Annotated in this window: 15 protein-coding genes; 5 read left to right on the forward strand and 10 right to left on the reverse strand. The window is 71.3% G+C overall.

The window, feature by feature from the left end; genetic code table 11:
• Entirely contained in the window at positions 1-1,611 is a 1,611-nt protein-coding gene (locus ACTWPW_RS45870; RefSeq protein WP_375116965.1) for a DUF2207 domain-containing protein, read from the forward strand.
• Here ACTWPW_RS45870 and ACTWPW_RS45875 read toward each other — a convergent pair.
• Complete coding sequence (locus ACTWPW_RS45875) at positions 1,608-2,516, reverse strand: asparaginase (RefSeq protein ID WP_443172448.1); 909 nt, start codon at positions 2,514-2,516, stop codon at positions 1,608-1,610. The two genes, ACTWPW_RS45870 and ACTWPW_RS45875, sit on opposite strands and share 4 nt — an antisense overlap.
• Positions 2,517-2,576: 60 nt before the next feature.
• On the opposite strand from ACTWPW_RS45875, the gene dtd reads away from it, so the two are divergent.
• The gene (gene dtd, locus ACTWPW_RS45880; RefSeq protein ID WP_364119797.1) at positions 2,577-3,002 is read left to right on the forward strand and encodes a D-aminoacyl-tRNA deacylase; all 426 of its coding nucleotides are present in this window, start codon (positions 2,577-2,579) and stop codon (positions 3,000-3,002) included.
• A gap of 49 nt (positions 3,003-3,051) precedes the next feature.
• Here the strand turns inward: dtd and ygfZ are convergent, their stop codons facing one another.
• The 4 genes from ygfZ to ACTWPW_RS45900 all read right to left on the reverse strand — a co-directional run bounded on the left by ygfZ (position 3,052) and on the right by ACTWPW_RS45900 (position 5,670).
• A complete protein-coding gene (gene ygfZ, locus ACTWPW_RS45885; RefSeq protein WP_443172449.1) occupies positions 3,052-3,990 on the reverse strand; it encodes a CAF17-like 4Fe-4S cluster assembly/insertion protein YgfZ in 939 nt (312 codons plus the stop codon).
• A 125-nt stretch (positions 3,991-4,115) separates the two neighbouring features.
• Entirely contained in the window at positions 4,116-4,529 is a 414-nt protein-coding gene (locus tag ACTWPW_RS45890) for a Fur family transcriptional regulator (RefSeq protein WP_364119802.1), read from the reverse strand.
• A gap of 349 nt (positions 4,530-4,878) precedes the next feature.
• Positions 4,879-5,175 carry a DUF2470 domain-containing protein gene (locus ACTWPW_RS45895; RefSeq protein WP_443172450.1) on the reverse strand — a complete coding sequence of 99 codons (297 nt, stop codon included), beginning with the start codon at positions 5,173-5,175 and terminating at the stop codon, positions 4,879-4,881.
• Positions 5,176-5,181: 6 nt separating this feature from the next.
• Positions 5,182-5,670 (reverse strand): FABP family protein, encoded by a 489-nt coding sequence (locus ACTWPW_RS45900; RefSeq protein WP_347701491.1) that lies wholly within the window; start codon positions 5,668-5,670, stop codon positions 5,182-5,184.
• Positions 5,671-5,713: 43 nt separating this feature from the next.
• Here ACTWPW_RS45900 and ACTWPW_RS45905 point away from each other — a divergent pair, with 43 nt between their 5' ends.
• Entirely contained in the window at positions 5,714-6,076 is a 363-nt protein-coding gene (locus tag ACTWPW_RS45905; protein ID WP_375116961.1) for a DsrE family protein, read from the forward strand.
• A gap of 33 nt (positions 6,077-6,109) precedes the next feature.
• On the opposite strand, the gene ACTWPW_RS45910 is transcribed toward ACTWPW_RS45905, so the two are convergent.
• The 5 genes from ACTWPW_RS45910 to ACTWPW_RS45930 all read right to left on the reverse strand — a co-directional run bounded on the left by ACTWPW_RS45910 (position 6,110) and on the right by ACTWPW_RS45930 (position 14,016).
• Positions 6,110-6,907: an ArsR/SmtB family transcription factor gene (locus ACTWPW_RS45910; RefSeq protein WP_375116960.1), complete on the reverse strand. Its 798-nt coding sequence runs from the start codon at positions 6,905-6,907 to the stop codon at positions 6,110-6,112.
• A 121-nt stretch (positions 6,908-7,028) separates the two neighbouring features.
• On the reverse strand, positions 7,029-7,742 hold the full coding sequence (locus ACTWPW_RS45915; protein WP_375116959.1) for a type 1 glutamine amidotransferase: 714 nt from the start codon (positions 7,740-7,742) through the stop codon (positions 7,029-7,031).
• Positions 7,732-8,961, reverse strand: a complete 1,230-nt coding sequence (locus tag ACTWPW_RS45920; RefSeq protein ID WP_375116958.1) for a MurT ligase domain-containing protein — start codon at positions 8,959-8,961, stop codon at positions 7,732-7,734. The genes ACTWPW_RS45915 and ACTWPW_RS45920 overlap by 11 nt, the downstream gene beginning before the upstream one ends.
• Before the next feature lie 61 nt (positions 8,962-9,022).
• On the reverse strand, positions 9,023-11,902 hold the full coding sequence (locus tag ACTWPW_RS45925) for an ATP-binding protein (protein WP_375116957.1): 2,880 nt from the start codon (positions 11,900-11,902) through the stop codon (positions 9,023-9,025).
• Between the two features lie 167 nt (positions 11,903-12,069).
• Entirely contained in the window at positions 12,070-14,016 is a 1,947-nt protein-coding gene (locus ACTWPW_RS45930; protein WP_375116956.1) for a hypothetical protein, read from the reverse strand.
• Positions 14,017-14,186: 170 nt separating this feature from the next.
• Here ACTWPW_RS45930 and ACTWPW_RS45935 point away from each other — a divergent pair, with 170 nt between their 5' ends.
• Both ACTWPW_RS45935 and ACTWPW_RS45940 read left to right on the forward strand, forming a co-directional pair.
• Positions 14,187-14,849, forward strand: coding sequence for a hypothetical protein (locus ACTWPW_RS45935; protein ID WP_443172451.1), 663 nt, complete (start codon positions 14,187-14,189; stop codon positions 14,847-14,849).
• Positions 14,849-15,502 carry a hypothetical protein gene (locus tag ACTWPW_RS45940; protein ID WP_375116954.1) on the forward strand — a complete coding sequence of 218 codons (654 nt, stop codon included), beginning with the start codon at positions 14,849-14,851 and terminating at the stop codon, positions 15,500-15,502. The genes ACTWPW_RS45935 and ACTWPW_RS45940 overlap by 1 nt, the downstream gene beginning before the upstream one ends.
• Positions 15,503-15,510 lie beyond the last annotated feature (8 nt).

Genomic DNA, 15,510 nt, shown 5'->3' on the forward strand with positions numbered 1-15,510 from the left:
ATGACGGGTATCAGGCTCACGATGGCCGCCCTGGGGGCCACCGCTCTGACGTTGACCGCCGCCCCCGCCGCCCTGGCAGCGGAGGCCGGGATCACCGACGAGGTGACGATGACCCTCGGCAAGGACGGCACCCTGCACGTGGTCGAGAAGATCAGCGGGGCATCGGGAGAGCTCAAGCGGACGTTCATCACCCGGACGCGCTACGACGACACCACCGACCGCGTCTACCAGATCGCGAACGTCAAGGGCGGCACGCTCGCGGGCGACGTGCTCACCGTGACGGGCCAGACCGTCGAGTACGACGTCAAGGGCGCGGTGACGACCTCGGGCGGCGTCGAGGAGCTGCGCTGGTTCGCGGTGAACGGCTGGAACCAGCAGGTGGCCAAGGCCACGGTCAAGGTGGAGGGCCCGGGGCAGGTGCAGAACCTCTCCTGCTTCGCCGGCGAGCTCACCTCGGCCATCGGCTGCACCTCGGCCTCCATGGACCACTCGGCCACGCAGGCCGACTTCGAGCAGGAGAACATCGCCCCCGGCCAGGCCCTGACCGTGGTCGTCGGATATCCGAAGGGCTCCAGCGGCGGCAAGCCCATCCTGGAGAAGCGCTTCTCCCTGGCCGCCGCGTTCACCCTCGACACCGTCACCGGCGGCGCCCTGGCCGGCCTGCTGGTGCTGCTGCTCGGCGGGGTCGCCCTGCTCTACTGGACGCGCGGCCGCGACGCCAGGGTCGTCGGCCACGAGAGCGGCGCGGTGGACCCGGTGCAGAACGGGCACTTCGCCCCGCCCGACGGGGTGCGGCCGGGGCAGATCGGCACGCTGGTGGACGAGCAGGCCGACGTGGTCGACGTGACCGCCACCATCGTGGACCTGGCGGTCCGCGGCTACCTGCGGATCGACGAGCAGTCGCGGCAGACGTACGACGCCCCCGACTGGATGCTCGTCCGGCTGCCGAACGCCCCCGTCAACGCGCTCCTGCCGTACGAGCACGCCCTCTACGACGCCATCTTCGACGGCCGGGACGCGGTGCTGCTGTCCCAGCTCTCCGGCTCGTTCGCGGCCCACCTGGGCAAGGTGCGCGACGCGCTGTACGCCGACGTGGTCAGGCAGGGCTGGTTCGCCCGCCGGCCCGACACCGAGCGCACCAGGTGGACCACGATCGGCGTGGTGCTCATCGGCGTGGGGCTGCTGGCCACGGTGGCGCTGGCCTGGTTCACCACGTACGGGCTGCTCGGCCTGGCCGTGGTCATCGCGGGCGGCGCGCTGGCCGTCGGCGGCCAGTACATGCCGGCCAAGACCGCCAAGGGCTCGGCGGCGATGGCGCACACCATGGGCTTCCGCCAGTACCTGTTCTCCGGGGAGCTGGGCGACGTGCCCGAGCAGCACCGGGTGGAGCTGTTCTCCCGCTACCTGCCCTACGCCGTGATCTTCGACGGGGTCGAGCACTGGTCGCGGGTGGTGGCCTCGGTCACGGGCAACGGCCACCAGTCCGACAACCTGTACTGGTATCACGGGCCGGCGGAGTGGGACCTGTCCAAGTTCGCCGGGTCGATGCGCACGTTCACCACGACGACCTCCGGCGCCATCTCCGCCACCCGCCAGTTCCGTACCCTCTAGCGGATCCTCAGCTCGCCGACGGGCCGCCCGCCGCCCAGCACCGCGGGGGCGCCCAGCTCGGCCAGCTCGGGCGCGTCCAGGCCCAGCGAGCGCAGCCCGGCCACGGTGACGGGCACGCGGGCGCGCGGGGAGCCGTCCTCGACCTTGACGGTGCCCGCGCGGCCGTCCTCGAACACGAACGCGTCGAACCCGTCCGCCCCGGCCTTCAGCATCAGGCCGGGCAGCGCCCGCATGAGCTTGGCCTCGGGCCGGTCGGTGCCGGAGGTCCACTCGGGATAGGCGCGCATGGCGTCGAAGATCTTGCGCTCGTACGAGTCCTCCGACGACATCGGGAACGCCCGGAACGCCCTGGTCACCCCCAGCATCGACACGAAGAACAGCGGCGCCCCGCACCCGTCCACGCCGGAGGCGGCGACCCGCTCCCCGGTCAGCTCCTCCACCGTCTCGCGGATCGCGCGCTGGAGCGGGTGCGCCGGCTCCAGGTACGTGGTCAGCGGCCAGTCGTTCAGCACACAGGTGGCCAGCATGGCGGCGTGCTTGCCGGAGCAGTTCATGTACACGCGCCCGCGCTCGGTCACCGAGCGGTCGAACGGGTAGTCCTCGGGGCACAGCAGCGCCGACTCCTCCAGCCCCGCGCCCGCCAGGATCTTCCGCACACCGTCCACGTGGAAGGGCTCGCCGGAGTGCGAGGCGCAGGCCAGCGCGAGCAGCTCGTCCTCCAGCCGCAGACCGGCCCGCAGCATGCCGAGCGCCTGCAGCGGCTTCATCGACGACCGTGGCGAGGCCGGGACGTGCACCGCCCCCCTGGCCTCCACCGGGCGTCCCTCCGCGTCCACGGTCAGCAGGCGAGCCTGATGCGTGGACTCCACGAACCCGGATCGGACAACTTCCACAATCATCGACATTTCACATCCCCTTTCGACACGAGTGTATGGACGGTTTCACCTGGTCCAGAATGGGATCCCATGCGAGCAGTCGTACAGAGAGTCAGTTCCGCGTCGGTCGAGGTCGAGGGGCGCACGGTCGGGGCCGTCACCGAGCCCGGCCTGCTGGTCCTGGTGGGGGTCACGCACACCGACACGCGCGCCGAGGCCGCCAAGCTGGCCGCGAAGCTGTGGGGGCTGCGGATCCTGCACGGCGAGAAGTCCTGCTCCGACGTGTCGGCGCCGCTCCTGGTGATCAGCCAGTTCACCCTGTACGGCGACGCGCGCAAGGGCCGCCGGCCCACCTGGCAGGCGGCGGCCCCCGGCCCGGTCGCCGAGCCGCTGGTGGAGGCCGTGGTGGCGGAGCTGCGGGCCCTTGGGGCGCACGTCGAGACGGGCGTCTTCGGCGCCGACATGAAGGTGTCGCTGGTCAACGACGGCCCGATCACGCTCGTCCTGGACGTGTGACGGCGTGACCGGTCACCGCGGTGTCACCTGACGGACGCGGGTGGCTTCGCTAGCGGATGCGGCGGCGCAGCGACGGGTCGATGCTGACGTTGCGGCCGGCGTCCGGGGGCACGACGACCTCCTGCGCGGCGGCCACCCCGCCGGCCAGCAGCGGCGCGTCCACCGGCACCGTACGCTTGATCACGGCCAGCGCGATCGGCCCGAGCTCGTGGTGCCGGGCCGCCGAGCCGACCACCCCGACCTCCTGGCTCTCGAAGATCACCGGATCGCCGTGCACGGGAAGCGTGTCCACGCTGCCGTCGAGGTGCAGGAACACCAGGCGGCGCGGCGGATGCCCCAGGTTGTGCACCCGGGCCACCGTCTCCTGCCCGCGGTAGCACCCCTTGCTGAGGTGCACGGCCGCGCCGATCCAGCCCACCTCGTGGGGGATCGTCTTGTGGTCGGTCTCGAAGCCGAGCCGGGGGTGGTGCGCCTCGATCCGCAGCGCTTCGTAGGCCCACAGCCCCGCCAGAGGCCTGCCCAGGTGCTCGGCCAGCTCGGCGCGCGGCACCAGGAAGTCCTCCGTGGCCGTGGAGAGCACGGCCAGCTCGTCGATGCGGGACACCTCCACGCGCATCATGAACCGCATGCGGTCGAGATAGTCGATCAAGCTCTGCGCGGTGCCCGGCTCGACGTGGGCCAGCACGCTCTCACCGTCGTCGACCAGCGTCAGGTGGTGCTGCACGCGGCCCTGGAGGTCGAGGTCGAGGGTCTGGGTCCACCCGCCCGGTTGCAGCGTGTCGAGCTTCTGCGAGGTGAGGTCGTTGAGCCATTTCAGCCGGTCCGCGCCGGAGATGCGGACCACCTCGCGGTTGCTTCGGTCGACGACCGCCTCTCCCTTGGCCAGCGCGCGCTGCTCGGCGAACAGGTCGCCATAGTGCGCGGCTACGTCGGAGTCCGGGGCGTCCGCCTGGACCGCGCCGGGGAGGTCGAGCAGAGGGCTACGCATGCCATCCAGGCTATCCGCACCCGCCCGGCTCTCCGCACCCGCTCCCGCCCCGCGAAGGACGCGGTCGCTGGCCCCGCGGTCCGCGGAGTGAGCCCGCGCTCAAGCCGCATGTGCGGGGGGCGGGACTAGCGGCAGTCGCGGCACCGGCCGAAGACGGTCAGGTGGTGGACGTCGGCGACGAACCCCAGCTCCTCGTCGAGCCCTCGCACCAGCCCTTCGGCCAGCTCCGGCCGCACCTCGAACACCTCGTCGCAACCCCGGCACACCAGGTGCACGTGGTCGGCCTCGGCGGCCAGGTGGTAGGTCGGCGCCCCGTGCCCGAGGTGGGTGTGGGTGACCATGCCGAGCTCTTCGAGCAGCTCCAGCGTCCGGTAGACGGTCGAGATGTTCACCCCTCGGGCCGTCTCGCGGACCTTGACGCAGATCTCCTCGGGGGTGGCGTGCTCCAGCGCCTTGACCGCCTCCAGGACGAGCTGGCGCTGCGGGGTGACCCGGTAGCCCTTGGCGCGGAGTTCCTCATGCCACTGCGTCTCCGTCATGCCCTGAGTCTAGGCGAGGTGTCCCCGGGCCTGGGGCGGACCGCGGAACGCGGCCGGAGGACCGCTCGCTGATATTCACTTGCCCGTTTCGCGGAGAAGCGCATAGCTTCTTGGGTACGCGGAAAGGAGGTGGTCCGAATAATGGTTAGTCATAGTCGGGCTAGCGAGGTGGTTGTCCGCTGACGTCGCGGACTGTTGTCTCGTGCCGTTGAGCGAAAACGAGGCAACCACCGGGGCCCCTGGCAGCCGGAGGGCGGGATGTGCATCCCGACCATGGTCCATCCGGCCCGCCCGCGCCGCGGGCGGAGTGATGCCCGGGGCCCTCTTCAATTTCCGGTGTCCGCGCCTCTCAGTGCTCGCCGCGGATCGGCAGGCCGAGCTTCCCGCACGCCTCGCGATAGAGCATCACCACGGCCTTGCGCACCTGCGCCCGCTCGGTGATCGTCTCGCCCCAGGGCACCCGCACCCGCTCCCCGCCGTCGATCGTGAACGTGATCGCCTCGGCGTCGACGTCGGTCGTCACGGCGGTCTTCGCCTCCGGCCGCCCGCCGAGCCCGCGCACGATGATCAGCGCGTCGTCGGAGTGGTCGTCGTTCATGTGGCGCTTGATCGCCTCGACGGCGTCAGCGGTGAAAGGCGTGCTCATAACGGCTCAAGCTACCTTCTTCAGCTCCGCCGACATGTGGTCGGTCAGCGGGTGCCCGACGGCCGCCATCTCGTAGGCCCACATGAGGTTGCCGTTGACCAGGCCGTAGAGGCGGTGGCCCGCGGTGTACTCCTTGGCCGAGGCGGTGCGCGCCACCACGTCCGTACGCAGCTCGATCTTGTGGAAGACGACCTCGCCGATGTAGATCTCCACGATCCCCGTGGGGTGGGAGAGCACGACCTCGACCTGCCGGTCGGGCTGCGGGCGCCAGTAGCCCGACTCCGTCGCCAGCGGCCTGACCCGGTTGCCGGCCTCGTCGAGCAGCCACGTGCGGCTCACGTAGGTCAGGAACGGCTTGCCGTTGTGCCCGAACTCGATCTCCTGGCCGAAGTTGAAGCTCTCGATCGTCGGGTAGCCGCCCACGCCGGCGCCTTCCCACCGCCCCAGCAGGAACGCGATCGGCTCCAGGTCGGGGTGCACCTCAGGTTCTTCCATGGTCCTCAAGAGTAGTGGCGCCGGGAGCGTTAGGGTGGCGAGCATGGCACGATCACTGGTGATCAAGGTTACGGCCGGGGCCGACGCCCCCGAGCGCTGCAACCAGGCATTCACGGTCGCGGCCGCCGCGCTCGCGAGCGGCGTATCCGTCTCCCTCTGGCTGACCGGCGAGTCCTCGTGGTTCGCGCTCCCGGGGCGGGCCAAGGAGTTCAGCCTGCCGCACGCCGCGCCGCTCACCGACCTGCTCGACGCCGTGCTGGCCGCGGGCCGGGTGACGCTCTGCACCCAGTGCGCGGCCCGCAGGAACATCACCGTGGACGATCTCATCGACGGCGTCCGCATCGCGGGCGCGCCGGCGTTCGTCGAGGAAGCGGTCGCCGAAGGCGCCCAGGCCCTGGTCTACTGACCCCGGCCCGGCGGGTCACGCGCCTTTGTCGTCCTACGCCGCGGTGACCGGCGCCTCGCCGGTCTCCAGCAGCGTCTTCAGGCTGGACAGGAGCTCGGGCCAGCCCTCGCTGACCGCCTTGCGCACGGCGCTGCCCGGCTCGAACCCGCTGTGCACGACGGTCAGTTTGACCATCTGCCCGGCCTGCTCGATCTCGAAGGTCACGGTGGACCTGGGCTCCGCCGCCGCCTCGGCGAGCTGCTCGGCGCCCCAGCCGACGGACTCGCCGAACTCCGGCGTGAAGGTGTGCCAGGAGTAGGCCAGGCGGCGGTGCGGCTCGGACTCGAGCACCACCTGCTCGGGGTCCGCCATCGTGACTCCCAGCTGCTTCCAGGTCACCGCGGAGCCCACCTTCCAGTCGGACTCCAGCTCGACCCCCCAGTAGCGCTTGGTCCAGGCGGGATCGGTCAGCGCCTGCCAGAGGCGCTCGGGGGTGGTGCGGATGTAGGTGGTGTAGACGAAGTCGTTGTTCGGCTGGTCCATGAGGTGCTCCTCCAATGCCGTCTTCAGGTCGGCCAGGGCGCCGGTGCGGTGGCGGTCGTACTGGTTGATCCAGCGCTCGGCGATGGCGTTGATCGGGACGGCGTTGAGGTAGTGCAGCTTCTCGCGCCCGCTCCGCACGGTGGTCACCAGGTTGGCCTCCTCCAGCACGGCCAGGTGCTTGCTGACCGACTGCCGGGCCATGTCCAGCCCGGCGCACAGCTCGCGCAGGGTCTGCCCGTTGCGGGCGTTGAGGCTGTCGAGCAGCCTGCGGCGACTGGGGTCCGCCAGCGCCTTGAACACCTCGTCCATGTACCGCCATCCCAATACGCAGCCTGTTGGCTGCCTGTTGGTACATTAGGCAGCCAGACGGCTGCATGTCAAACCCGCCGCAGCGGTGGAGTGTCTCGTCGCAGCCGACCGGAGGTGGCGGTCAGTGTTGCAGGACGGTCGCCAGGCGTTCCTGGCGCAGGGCCTCGTAGCGGGAGTCGTCGAGCGGCGCCAGCTCCCCGGCGCGCCAGGACAGCAGCAGGTCGGCCAGCGCCGGGTTGCGCGCCAGGGCGGGCCCGTGGAGATAGGTGCCCACCACGTGGCCGGCGTAGCAGCCCTCGAAGCCGTCGCCGTTGCCCACGCCCGTGATCGTCTTCGACAGCGGTCTGACGCCCGGCCCGAGGTGGGTGACGCCCATGTGGTTCTCGAAGCCGGTCAGCGTGGGCAGGTTGAGCGCGGCGTCCACCTCGGCCACCAGCTCGCCGACCGCTCGCGCGGGCCCGCGCGAGCTGGCGATGTCGAGCAGGCCGATGCCGTCGACCGGCTGGCCCTCCTCGCCGCCGAACGTGCTGCCCATGATCTGGTATCCGGCGCACACCGCGAGCATGGCCGCCCCGCGGGCGATGGCGCGGTGCAGGCCGCCGTCCCTGCGCAGGCGCTCGGCGGCCAGGATCTGCGGCCGGTCCTCGCCGCCGCCGATCAGGTAGATGTCGCCGGTCTCGGGGACCGGGTCGGCCGAGCGTACGTGGATGGTCTCCGTCTCGATCCCCCGGCGCTGCGCGCGCTGCTCCAGGACGAGGACGTTGCCCTGGTCACCGTAGGTGCTCAGCAGGTCAGGGTAGATCCAGACGATGCGCAGGGCGCTGTCAGACGGCACGACCGAACTCCGATCGGATCTGCTGGAAGGCGGTGTAGTTGGCGATCACGTCGACCCGGCCGGGGGGCTGCATGGCCAGCGCCTCCGTGAACGTGCCGCACAGGCTGAACGGCACGTCGGCCACGTCGAGCCGGAGCGCCAGGTCGAGGCGGCGCTCACCCGTGACGAAGACGGGGCGCCCGCGCAGGATGCGGTAGTCGACGTCCCACAACCACGAGGTGTCGCGGCCGTCGGGGCCCTGCGCGTTGACCGAGAGGATGATCGGGAACTGCGGGTCGGCGACGTCGAACGCCTCCAGCCAGCCCGCCGGGTTCTTCGCCAGCAGCAGCCGGGCGTGCCGGCCGTCACGCTCGACGGTGGTGTAGCGGCCCGCCACCGAGGTGACCTCGCGCAGCCGGGGCAGCGCCCGCTCCACCGGCACCCCGAACGCCTCCGCCACCGCCAGCGCCATCACCGCGTTGGAGCGGTTGGCCTGGCCGGGAAGCTGGATGTCGAGCAGCCACCGCTGCCCGCGCGGGTCGACGGCCGCGTCGTCGTCGACCGCCCACTGCGGCTCGGGCCGGTGGAACGTGCACTCCCGGCACGCCCAGTCGGCGTCCTTGCGGTCGAGCGGGCCGCCGCACTCGGGGCAGCACCAGGAGTCTTCCTTCCACCGCTGCCCGCCGGCGACCCAGGTGACCTTGGCGGCCGTGGAGGCGCCCCAGGTGACGAGGGGGTCGTCGCAGTTGGCGATGACATGCGTGGGCTTGCCGGACAGGGCCCTGCGCCACTTCTGGGCCAGCAGCCAGATCTCGGCCGCGCGGTCCATCTGGTCGCGGCTGAGGTTCATCAGGCAGACGACGCCCGCGCCGGTCGTGTCGAGCACCTCCGGCAGGTATTTCTCGTCCACCTCCAGCACGCCGTAGGGGGCGGCCTTGTGCTGGGAGAGCGCCGAGACGTGGCCGGCGGGCATGTTGGCGCCGAAGGCGTTGGTGGCCACCTCGCCGAGCTCCAGCAGCGCCGAGGTGATCAGCCTGGTCGTGGTGGTCTTGCCGTTGGTCGCACTGACGAGCGCCAGCTTGCGATCGCGGGCCAGCTTGCGCAGGAGGTCCGGCTCTAGCAGCAGGCCGACCCGCCCGCCGATCACCGAGCCGTCACCCCGCCCGGTCATCCTGGACAGCGTTGCGGCACTGCGTCCCAGAGCGCTGGCGAGTTGGGCCCGCAGAGGAAGCTGGGTCATGTGCATGGATCCTAGTCGGCATTGGCCCATACTCAGGTGACGCTCGCGAAAACGCGGCCCGTCACGGAGCGGCCGCCGGCTCGGCGAAGGCGATCTCCGGAGCGCCGCCGTGCTCGAAGGGGAGCACGAAGCGGCGCGGCCACGACAGCACGCCCTCCAGCCACCCGGCCCCCATCGTCTGACCCACGTGCCTGATCCGGGCCGACGACTCGACGCCGATCGCCACCGTCACGATGTCCCGCTGCACGCTCTCGTTCTCGTCGTCCCCGAGGATCACCCGCCAGGCCAGCGCCCGGTTGTGGTCGACCTCCATCGACAGCGGGTGGTGGCGCAGCGCCTTGGCCCGGTGGCCGAGCAGCTCGGTGTGTACGAGGTCGCCCGCGCCGTTGCCGTTCGGCTGGCGGAACAGGGCGTACTCCATGGGCGGCGCGGGGCTGCGCAGGTTCGGGGCCGGCTGCCCGTACGGGAAGAGCCGGTCCACCTCGTGCAGCCAGCGCACCTGCGGGATGACCCACGACGCCCCCGGCCGCTCGCCGCCGCTGTCGACCGCCGAGAGCAGCCGCGTGGCGGTCTCCGCCGCCTTCTCCGTCAGCAGCGCCGGGTCGAACCAGCTGCGCAGCGACCAGGCGCGCCGCTGCACCGAGCGCTCGACGAGCGTGGCGAGCAGGCACTCCCTGCGCCGCGCCGGCAAGTCGGCCCAGGCGGCCGACAGGGCGCGCGGCACGCCGGGCAGCGGCCGGTTGCTGACGAAGGCCAGCACCACCGTGTCGCACCAGATGCGCAGCCACGCCCAGTCCGGCGCGCCGGCCAGCACGTCCGCCTCGCGCAGCTCCACCAGCGTGCACGCCTGCCCGGTGCGGCACTGCTTGCCGCACGCCGCCGACCGGCGCCCGCGGATGGGCGGCGGCGGGCCGGGCAGCACCTTCTCCCTGGACTCCCCCAGCGGTACGCGGACCCGCAGCGGCCGGTCCATGCCGTCCGCGAACACGGCGGCCGAGCCCGGCTGGAGCGAGACCACGTGGCGGGACTGCTCGTCGCTCAGGTTCATGGCGGCGCCGACGAGCTTCCTGTCGTCCTCGGCGGGCAGCCGGTGCACGACCTTCAGCGCCGTGTTCTTCACCACGTCGGAGACGAGCTTGGTCGGGATCTGCTCGGCCACCACGATGCCCTCGCCGTACGCCCTGATCTCGGCGAGCAGCCCGGCCAGCAGCTCCACCGCGTGGGTGGAGGCCCGGCCGTGCCCCCGGTCGCGCAGCAGCCGGTGCGCCTCCTCGATCACGATGACGTGGCGCAGCCCGGCGGAGCGCTCCTTCCTGGCGCGCATGCGCAGGTGCTCGACGATCCGGATGATCAGCGTGCCCATGAGGAACGCCTTGTCCTCGTCGTTGGCCACGTCCTCGATGGCCAGCACCACGTCGCGCTCCAGCAGGCCGCCGATGTCGGCGGGGTGGCCGCCCTCGAAGAAGCGGCCCGCCGAGCCGACGCGCAGCGAGCGCAGCCGCAGCGAGATGAAGCCCTCGACGTCCGCCTGGACCTCGCGGCCGTAGCCGATCTCCTGGATGACGTCCATGGCGTGCTGCTGGAGCTGTTCGAGGGTGGGGATGCTGGGCGGGACGTTCGAGCCGGGCACGGCGCCGCCGGTGACCACGTCCCAGCCGGTGGCCTCGTAGACGCGCTGCAGGGCCAGCGACATGATCTGCGGGAACGGCTCCTCGGCGTCGAACGCGGCCATGAACAGCGCCCGCACCATGTCGATGTGGGCCTGGACGGGGTAGCCGGGCTCGGGTTCGAGGGGGTTGACGCTGAACGGCACGCCGTCGGGCGCCGACGGGTTGATCACGGTGACGGGGTCCTCGATGCGGCCGGCCATGGCGGCGTACTCGGACTTGGCCGGCTCGATGGCCAGCCACGGGATGCGCGCCCGGCTGAGCTGCTCCAGCAGGTGGCGTACCGTCTGGGACTTGCCCGAGCCGGTCGCCCCCGTGACGAACGCGTGCCGGTTGAGCGTGGCCAGCGGCACCCGGAAGGTGCCGACGCCCCGGTCCTGCCCGTCGAGGATCTCGCCGAGCTCCAGCTCGCCCCCGTCGGCCACCTCGTCGGACTCCGCGGTCACGTCGAAGAAGCCCGAGTCGAGCACGCGCACGCCGGGCACCTCCCGCCGGGGCAGCCCGGCCAGCGCGGCCAGCGCCCCCGCGGTGGCGGCGAACGGCGCGGCGGCGCCGTCGGCCGGGTCCTGCATGGTGATGGCCAGGGCCTCCGACAGGGCGTAGACGGCGCCGTGCGAGCTGCGCAGCCGGTACGGGTGGTGGCTCATCTCGACGGACCCGACGAGCACGGGTGCGATCTGCCGCAGCTCCTCGGCCGTGGCGCCTCCGGCCAGCACACGCACGTTCCAGAGCCCCGCCTCGCGGAAGGCGTCCAGCTCCTGCATGCGGCGCTCGGCGCGCTCGGCGTCGAAGCGGGAGCGCTCGGAGGCGTCGCCGTACTGCCGCAGCACGTTGAGCTGCGTACGCAGGTGCGCCACCTCGGCGTCCAGCAGGTCCGTCGGCTCGGCGACGACGAGCCACGCGAACGGCCGCGACATGAGCGTCATCAGCGTCGACTCGAACAACGTCGGCCGCCGCAGCTCGTCCGGGTCGAACTCGCGCCCCTTGCTCCCCAGCGGCGGCGCCTGCCGGCCCGGGCACGGCGTCCACACCAGGTCGGCCAGGTCGGCCAGATACTCCTCGTCGAGCTGCACCCCCCGGGCGCCACCGGGGAACAGCAACGGCTGCGGCCCGCTCGGATGGTCGGGCATGTCGGTCGACCGGCGCGGCTGGCGCGGCGGCGACAGCGGCCCGGCGTTGGTGATGAGCTCCAGCGGCGCCCCGGAGCCGCGCGACAGCCAGCCGATGACGAACGGACGATCGCGCTGCGCCGCCGACAGCACCGCGGGAAGCACAGTGACGAAATCCCATTCCGCCGACGAGCTTCGCGAGGGTGCTGCGATCGACTGAATTCGATACCAGGGCCCGCTCAGCGAGACACTCGGCTGCATTTCAATCCCCCACAGACGGTTCTTTGTTAAATTCCGCCAACCGTCAGCTCGTCACCTTGACATTGACCATGTCATTGCCTGCCCTTGCGCCAGTCCAGGCGTGGCGGTGGTGGCCCGAGGTTCGGTGGCGGCTCCGCGTCGCCGTCGCCGTCCCTGGGATCGAGGGCCAGCACGGCCTCGCGCACGTCCTCCAGTTCGCCGAGGGTGGTCTTGGGGAAGGTGAGGATGGCCGGGTTCGCGTCGGCGAGGCGTACGCGGCGGCCCTGGGCGGTGGCGTCCGTGACGATCACGGACGTCGTGGGGAGCTGCTGGAGCTGGTGCGGCTCGACGAGGAACTCGCGCGAGCGCTGCAGCACCCGCTCCTTCTCCGAGATCTTGTCGGCGGTCCTGCCCCACTCGGTGGACTCGGTGATGTCCCCCGCCAGGTCCGCGTGGTTCTCGTCGCGATCCTCCCGCTCGTCGTCGAACTGGGCGATCGTGGAGGTGTAGCCGCCGTCGAGGCCCGGCAGCGAGTCGCTGATCGTCTCGGTGAGCTGGGCCAGCTCCAGGCGGTGCTCGGTGCCGACGTGCTCGCTGGCGACGCGGGCGTCCTCGGCGTTGCCGAGGCGCATGAACGCGACCGCGGCGTGCCCTCTGCCGAGCCGCTCGCGCACGGTCGGCGTCAAAGACCGATAAGTCAGCACAAGGCCGGTACGGGAGGTCTCGCAGGCGTCCATCAGCCGGTCGAGCACGTCGCCCCTGAGCTTGTCCGCCCCGGCCACGATGATCGTGTGGTACCAGGGCCGGTCGGAGGCGGCGGACTGGCGCAGGATGTGGGTCAGGGCGGTGGCCACGTACGTGCCGAGCACCCGGTTGCCGAACACGCCCGCCTGCCGGTCCATGCTCACCACCCGGAGCCGGGCCGGCGGCAGGCGTACGGCCTCGGTGCCGAGCGTCTCCAGCTTGCGCAGCTGCGACTCCAGCGCCCAGGCCCGCTCGATCACCACGCGGTCGCTGACCCCCCGCCCGAACAGCGTGCCGATGCGCTCCAGCTGGGTCGCGGTGATCAGCCCGAACCTCAGGTCGTCGCGCGGGTCGCCCACCTGCGCCAGCGCCCGCAGCGCCGCGGTGACCTGGCTGATCGTGGCGTTCTCCCCGAGCACCTCCAGCACCCGCTCCAGGATCGCGTTGTCGAAGCTGAGGTCGCGGGTGGTGCGGTGCTCCTCGCTCACGCTCACCACGTGCGCCAGCACGTCCGCGAACGCCTCGGGCTTCAGCGTGGCGCCCAGGTCGAGCTTGGGCAGGTCGACGGGCAGCACCCAGACCAGCGGGTCGTCGCCGCCCTTGCGGGCCAGCTCGATGAGGTCCTTGGCGATCGCGCCCTCGGACAGGTCCAGCACGGTCAGGTGGCCACCGCTGTAGAGCCGCGTCGCCCCGAGCAGCGTGACCAGTGCGGACCATCCGGGTAAGGTGCCGCCCGCCACGTCGATGCGGTCGATCTCGTCGGGCACCGCGACGGCGTACCAGGTGAGCTGCCGGTCGTGCCGCTCCTTCGACTCCTGCCACTCCCGGTAGCGCTGGGCGTGCTCCTCCTGGGCCCGGAACAGCTCCTTGTCACGTTCCTGGCGCTGCCGCTCATTCCTGGCCTGCTGCTCCAGCACCCGGTATTTGACCGCCCGGTCCCCCTGCAGCAGCGCGTAGCTGCAGATGCCCGCCACGCCGCCGGCGGCCACGAGCCCGACCAGCGCGAAGGACCAGGCGAGGTAGCCGGACAGGGCGGCCGCGAGGATCAGGACGGTCAGGACCAGCATGAACAGGCGGACGAGCCGCACCGGCCGGTTGAGCATGTCCTCCTGGAGCCGCTCGCGGCGCAACATCTCCAGCTGCGCGGGGTCCTGCTCGGCCGCCGCGGACGGCTCCTCGGCGGGAGAGGGGCGTCTGGGCGGGGGACCGGGGTCGGGATGCAGCAGGATGTACTGCCAGCCCAGGTAGATGCGGTCCGCCTGGAGCTGGGCATGCTCGGGATGCACGTCCGTCACGTGACCCTCCGGCCGCCGATATGTCATTAGGAGTAGGGGTCAGCCCTTTCCGCTCCGTGACAGCGTATGAGCTACAAGCCCGGTAGCGGCAGGGTTTCTCGGCAATTCGACCAGTCCGATGGGAGCATTGCGGCAGATGGGACAAGCGAGACCTATTACCATCCTTACCCATGACGGAACCCTCCGGCGGGAGCACTGACAAGCCCAGACGCCCGGTAGTGGTGCCCGCCGTGGCATTGGTGGCGGTCACAGCCATCGGTATCACCGCCCTGCTGGGCGGTCTGGAGGAGCGGCCCGACCCGGCGCCGCCGCAACTGAAGCCCGGGCAGGTCCTGGACCAGGGGCAGTTCGACACGCAGGTCATCGAGTCGAAGATCACGTTACAGCCTGCCGAGAACGAGTTCGCCGAGGACAAGCGCTACCTCGACGTGGTGTTCAAAGTGACGAACAAGACCGACGAAACCATCCACGTGGGCGGCCTGCCCAGGGACAAGAGCGGCGGCTTCAGCTTCGGCAGCACGCTGCTGAGGATGAACCCGGAGATCAAGTCGAAGTGGGGGGGCCAGCTCTTCGTGCTCTCCAAGGGCGTCGAGTCCTCCCAGCTGCACCCGGGGATCGCGGCCACCGTGGTGGCGCGCTACGAGCTGCCGGGCACGACACCGCCGCCCAAGCAGGTCAGCTATGACATCGGCAAGTTCGAGCTGCTGCGCAACGGCCTCACCGACACGTCCGCGTGGTTCCTGGAGAGCGAGCCCACCGACGTGCTCGAGGACAAGGAAGGGGACAAGGTGGTCGCCAAGATCACCCTGCCGGTCCGGACGCAGGGGGCGTGATGACCGCTACCGAGCAACGCTCCGTCGCGCCACGCGGCGCCCGGTCCCGCAGGCAGGCGACCCGCGGCGGGGGCGGGGCGAGGGCGCTGCACGTCATCGCGGGACTGGTGCTGGCCGCCGGAGCCGTCGCCGTCCAGTCGATCTATCTCTCCGGTGACGATCGGGGCATGCCGCTCACGTACACCGGGGCCAAGGGGGAGAACGTCGACGCGGGCCGCTTCTCCGTACGGGTCCAGAACGTCTCCACGGCGAAGACGATCAAGGCGGGCGACGACACCATACCGACGGAGCAGCTCTTCCTGGTGGTCGAGGCCGCGGCCACGGTGCCGAAGAAGCCGCTGCACCTGGGCAAGCCGACCCTGCTGACCGCCGACGGCAAGAAGTTCACCGCGACCGACAAGGTCGACAGCGAGAAGACGCTCGCGTATCCGTGGATCCAGCCGGGGTGGTGGACCACCGGCAGGTTCGTGTTCGAGGTGCCGGCCTCGGCGCTGCCGGGCGCGCAGGCCGTGTTCGAGCTGCCGGTCGCCGCCCTCTACAGCGAGCCGTTGCCGCCGGAGGCGCAGATCGACCTCGGCATCGACGAGGCCGCCGCCAAGCAACTCACCTCCTCGCCCGCGGAGGTCTTCGACATGGACGAGAAGAAGAAGTAAGGCCATGA

The sequence above is a fragment of the Nonomuraea sp. KM90 genome (genome assembly GCF_052246675.1).
GTDB lineage: Bacteria > Actinomycetota > Actinomycetes > Streptosporangiales > Streptosporangiaceae > Nonomuraea.